At 30.4% G+C, this 5,289-nt stretch carries 6 protein-coding genes; 4 read left to right on the top strand and 2 right to left on the bottom strand.

What is annotated here, in order from left to right; genetic code table 11:
* Both EZH24_RS06785 and EZH24_RS06780 read right to left on the bottom strand, forming a co-directional pair.
* On the bottom strand, positions 1-601 hold a 601-nt coding region (locus tag EZH24_RS06785), incomplete at its 3' end, for a hypothetical protein (protein WP_137998372.1).
* 11 nt (positions 602-612) lie between these two features.
* Positions 613-1,383: a hypothetical protein gene (locus EZH24_RS06780; RefSeq protein WP_137998371.1), complete on the bottom strand. Its 771-nt coding sequence runs from the start codon at positions 1,381-1,383 to the stop codon at positions 613-615.
* Between the two features lie 264 nt (positions 1,384-1,647).
* On the opposite strand from EZH24_RS06780, the gene rplM reads away from it, so the two are divergent.
* From rplM to priA, 4 genes are read left to right on the top strand one after another with little or no spacing between them, the layout of a single operon-like run.
* Positions 1,648-2,106, top strand: a complete 459-nt coding sequence (gene rplM / locus EZH24_RS06775; RefSeq protein WP_137998370.1) for a 50S ribosomal protein L13 — start codon at positions 1,648-1,650, stop codon at positions 2,104-2,106.
* A gap of 18 nt (positions 2,107-2,124) precedes the next feature.
* A complete protein-coding gene (gene rpsI, locus EZH24_RS06770) occupies positions 2,125-2,523 on the top strand; it encodes a 30S ribosomal protein S9 (RefSeq protein WP_137998369.1) in 399 nt (132 codons plus the stop codon).
* 53 nt (positions 2,524-2,576) lie between these two features.
* Positions 2,577-2,942: a TraR/DksA family transcriptional regulator gene (locus tag EZH24_RS06765; RefSeq protein ID WP_137998368.1), complete on the top strand. Its 366-nt coding sequence runs from the start codon at positions 2,577-2,579 to the stop codon at positions 2,940-2,942.
* A complete protein-coding gene (gene priA, locus EZH24_RS06760; protein WP_137998373.1) occupies positions 2,942-4,927 on the top strand; it encodes a replication restart helicase PriA in 1,986 nt (661 codons plus the stop codon). Before EZH24_RS06765 ends, priA begins: the two co-directional genes overlap by 1 nt.
* Positions 4,928-5,289: the final 362 nt, after the last annotated feature.

Below are 5,289 nucleotides of genomic sequence, written 5' to 3'. Positions count from 1 at the left end.
AATAAATCAAATAATCTGCAGAAAATTTTAAATACGGAATAATGGGAACTTTAAATATATTTTTCATTTGATTCGCTTTTATAATTTCTATATTTTGAGTTATTTTGGAATTCTGATAATCTACAACCGAATCTTTAATTCTCGCGTATAACGGAACTTTAATTCCGCTCGCGATACCGAAAGAAAATTTATTCCAATTAAATTTAGGATATATTCCGAATGTCATACTTTCAAAAATATAATAATTTAAATTTTTTACGGAAGAGCTTCCGTTATTTTTGGAATAAGAAGAAAAAGTGTCATGCGAATATCCAATTTCAAATAATAAACTTAAGCTCATATTCCTTCTAAATTCAAAATTGTATCCTAAATGAGCCAATATTTCCAAATCGAAACCTATATAAGAATTTTTTGAATTTTGTTTTAATTTTGAATTATAATTGCTTTGCTGAACGCTCGAGCTGTCTTTATTCAATATAAATCTGTTAATTCCTACGCTCATACCAATCGGAACTTGAAAGCCGTATTCAAGACCGCTTTTGGCAAACGCTAAACGATTTAAAAGCATCGTAATTATCAATATCTTTAATAATATTTTCATTTTATTTTATATTACCCCATAGGTTTTATTTTTGCGCCAAATTGAATTCCCAAATCTATACTCGATAATTTTTCAATCGGATTAACGCTATTATTTGAATTTTTATTTTGATAATATATCGGAAAATCGTAATTAAAATAACCCGATAAAACCAAATCGAATTTTGACGAACTATAAAAAGAATAATCGAATACGAATTTTATAAACGGTATGGCTTGATGTTTGAAATAGTCTTTCATTTTATTCGCTTTAATCGTAGTTATATTTTCCGTAATATATCCTATAGACTTATTTTTTGACGAATAATTTATTTCGGCGTATAACGGAATTTTTACTCCGAAACCCAACGAAAACGAAAAATTTTTATAATTTAGTTTTGGAATAGCTCCAATCAATAAACTGTCGAAAGTATTATAAACGCTATTTTTCATTACGAATATATAAGAATTTGTTTCCGTGTCTTTCAAACCGTAATTAATAGAATCTCTGAAATATCCTAACTCTCCTAAAAGGCTTATACTAAAATCTCTATTTATTTGAAAACTATATCCCGCTTGAGATAAAATTCCAATTTCAAAACCCGCTTTAGTTTTCTTCGCGTTATTTTCCACATATTGATTGAATCCAGAATTATTTCCGTATTCAGACGAATCAAAAGTATGCAAAGATATACTCATTCCTATTGGGACAAATATTCCCAATTCCAATCCGCTTTTTGCAAATAAATCGAAAGAATTAAAGATTAAAATTAATAATATAATAGTAGTTTTTATTGTCTTCATTTTATTTCATTTATTAATATTTTTTTAGCCATTAAGCTATTATATAATAATTTTAATAATTAAACAATATTTAAAAACAAACTTTTTATAACGAATTCTTTGAAATATTTGAAGTAAGCCGAAAGAGAGTCAAAAGTTTTTAAGAAAATGTATCAAAAAAAATTTGACTTTATAATCGATTTATGATAAAATAATTCATTAATTATCGTTTAGAATAATAGAATTTAATATATTTAGAATAAGATTTTATTTAAGGATATTTTTATGGATAAGAAAATTTTGAAAACGAAAAACAATACTTATGTTCTCTCCCAAAAGGATATTAAACAGAATTGGCTTATTATAGACGCTAAAGGAAAATCTTTGGGAAGAGTGGCAAGCAGAGCGGCTTTTTTGCTTAAAGGAAAACATAAAACCGATTACGCTTATAATTTGGATAACGGAGATTATGTTATTATAATTAACGCTAAAGATATAGTATTGACGGGAAACAAAAAGAAAGGAAAAATTCATTACAGACATACGGGTTATCCCGGCGGAATTAAATCCGTTAGCTACGGCGAACTACTTGAAAAAAATCCAGAAAGAATGGTTAGAATAGCGGTTAAAGGAATGCTTTCTCATAATCCTTTGGGAAGACTTCATTTGAAAAAATTGAAAGTTTACGCAGGAGCGGAACATCCTCATGCGGCAAATAAACCAGAAGTAATAAATATAAAGTAAAAAATAGGAGAATAAATAATGGCTGCAAAACAATTAAATATTTTTACGGGAAAAAGAAAAACGGCTAACGCAAGAACTCGCATCGCTTTGGGAAGCGGAAAAATTTTAATAAACGGTAAAAATTATACGGATTATTTTTGCAATAGGGCGGCTTTGATAAAAGTCGTGGAAGACGCTTTAAGAATAACGGGAAATTTTGGAAAATACGATGTGTTTGCAAATGTTCGAGGCGGAGGAATAAGCGCTCAAGCGGATGCGGTTAGACATGGAATTGCGAAAGCTTTGATAGCGGAAAATCAGGATTTCAGAATAGCGTTGAAGAGAAACGGATTTATTACGAGAGATTCGAGAGAAGTTGAAAGAAAAAAATATGGAAGGTCTGGAGCGAGAAAACTTTTCCAATTTTCAAAACGATAATATTTTTAAAATATTGAAAATACTTTTACAAATCGTATTACGAAGGTTGATATATGAACTCTAAAAAATTGAAAAAATTTAAAGATTTGATACTTGAAGAAAAGAGAAAAACATTAGACGAATTATTGAGCGGAAACGAAACTTACGAAGCGCTAAAACAAGAGGCTCACGGCGATATGGCGGATATAGCTTTTCAAACTTACGAGAAGCAAAGTTTGGTTAACTCTTCGCAAAAAGACAAAGATAAATTGGAAGCTTTAAATAACGCTCTTAAAAGAATAGAAGACGGTTCTTACGGAAAATGTATCGATTGCAAAGAAGAGATTAGCGAAGATAGATTAACGGCGATTCCTTATACTTTAAGATGCGTAAATTGTATGTCTAAATACGAAGATAAAAGACGTCGTGAAAAAATGTGATGTTTGTTAAAGTAGTTTTTAATCTTCCGTTTGATAAAATTCTCACTTATAAAAAACCAGAAGAAATAAAAGACAGTTTAGTCGGTTGCAGAATAATAGCTCCAGTAAAAAATAGAAATATTAAAGGCATAGTAATTGAAGAAACCGAAGAGTCGGAAGGCAATTTCAAAATCTATCCTATAAAAGCGAGAATAGACATCGAGCCTATATGTTCTAATAAAGAATTTGAGCTTGCAAAATGGATGAGCAAATATTATCATTCTTCTTTTGGAGAATCGTTATTTGCCTCTCTCCCCGCGGGAAATCCAGCAAAGATTGAAAAGAAAGCCAAACCGATTCCAGCAAAACAAAAACCTTATTTAAAATTAAACGAAGAACAGGAAAATGTTTTAAAAAAAATATCTGAAAGTATAGAATCTGAAAAATCTAAAACTTTTTTATTGCATGGCGTGACAGGAAGCGGAAAAACCGAAATTTATTTGCAAGCGATTAAAAAAGTCGTGGATATGGGCAAACAAGCGATAGTCATACTTCCTGAAATATCGTTAACTCCGCAGACTATAAAAAGATTCGCCGAAAGATTTGAAGGGAAAATAGCCGTTTTACATAGCAAATTAACTCCGACTTCAAAATATAGATATTGGCAAATGATTAAAAAAAACGAAATAAAAATAGTTGTGGGGGCGAGGAGTGCGATATTTTCGCCCGCAAATAATTTGGGAATAATAGTCATAGACGAAGAGCATGAAACGAGTTATAAATCGAACGAAACGCCGAGATACCATGCGAGACAAATAGCGTTTTATAGAAAAGAAAAAGAAAACGCAACTTTACTTTTGGGAAGCGCGACTCCTTCCATTGAAAGTTTTTATCACTCTCAAAACGGAAAAATAGAACTTTTAACTTTAACAAAAAGAGCTTCTTCGGTAAATATGCCCGAAGTGAAAATACTCGATTTGAAAAAAGAAAAAAAATCGGAAGTCTTTCCAATGATAACTCAAAAATTAGTCGAAGAGATAAATAAAAAATTGGAACTTAAAGAACAGATAATATTGTTTTTGAATAGAAAAGGTTATGCTCCCGTAGTCAGTTGTTCGCATTGCGGAAAAGTTTTGGAATGTCCGAATTGTTCGGTTTCTTTGACATATCATAAAAAGAAAAATACCGTTATGTGTCATTATTGCGGATATACTCAATTTTTGGATACGATTTGCGGAGAATGTAAAATAGGATATTTTGAAAGAATCGGAAGCGGAACGGAAAAAGTGGAAGAACATTTAAATATACTTTTTCCAAACGCGATAATAGAGAGAGTCGACCAAGACACTGTCGGTGGAACAAAAAATTACGAAAAAATATTTAAAAGATTTGCGGACGGAGAAATTGATATATTAGTAGGAACGCAAATGATAGCGAAAGGACTCGATTTTCCGAATGTCACTTTAGTCGGAGTTCTTTTTGCCGATATGTCGCTTCATATACCAGATTTCAGAAGTTCGGAGAGAACTTTTAATTTGATAACTCAAGTGGCGGGCAGAAGCGGAAGGGGAGAAAAGAAAGGAATAGTTTATATTCAAACTTATTCGCCGAATCATTACAGTATAGAATGCGCGAAAAATCATGATTATATTTCTTTCTATAATAGCGAAATAATAAAAAGAAAATCGCCTCTCAATTATCCGCCGTTTTCAAGATTGATTCGATTGGTTATAAGAGGAGAGAACGAAAAAAAAGTAGAAAGCGATGCCAATACTATAGCCGATTTAGTAAGAAAGTTAACATATAAGCATAAAGATAAACTTGAAATATTAGGAGCGACTCCTTGCATAATGAGTAAATTGAATAAATATTATAGATGGAATATTTTAATAAAAACCGCGTCTCATTCTTTGCTTAAAGAATTTTTTGAAAATCTTTCTAATAATTTTATAGCGCAAAAAGGGAATTATATAGAAATAGATATAGACCCGATAAATATGTTATGAATATTTTTTAGCTTAACTAAAGTTTAAGATTTTATTCTTTTCTTTTTTGCTCGCAATGACAAACATTTTACCGTCATTACGATGGCTATGCCAGAAGTAATCCAAAATTAATAGAATTTGATTTTAAAATTTAAGCCTTATTAATAGTAGATTGCTTCGATAAATCTCGCAATGACAAATTTGAAATTAGTAATGACAACAAATTTTTTATTTTAAAGTGTTGACAAAAATTCTAAATATTGTATAATTCCGCCTATGATAAATAAAACTATTATAAATCAAATTCGCGCGAGCCGAGCCGAGCCGAGCGCTTTACTTTAAACTTTTTTCAAGTTTATGTTTACTTACTAATTATAAAATAT

Source organism: Brachyspira catarrhinii (assembly GCF_005518285.1).
Classification (GTDB): domain Bacteria; phylum Spirochaetota; class Brachyspiria; order Brachyspirales; family Brachyspiraceae; genus Brachyspira; species Brachyspira catarrhinii.
This window is presented reverse-complemented; position numbering and strand designations above follow the sequence as displayed.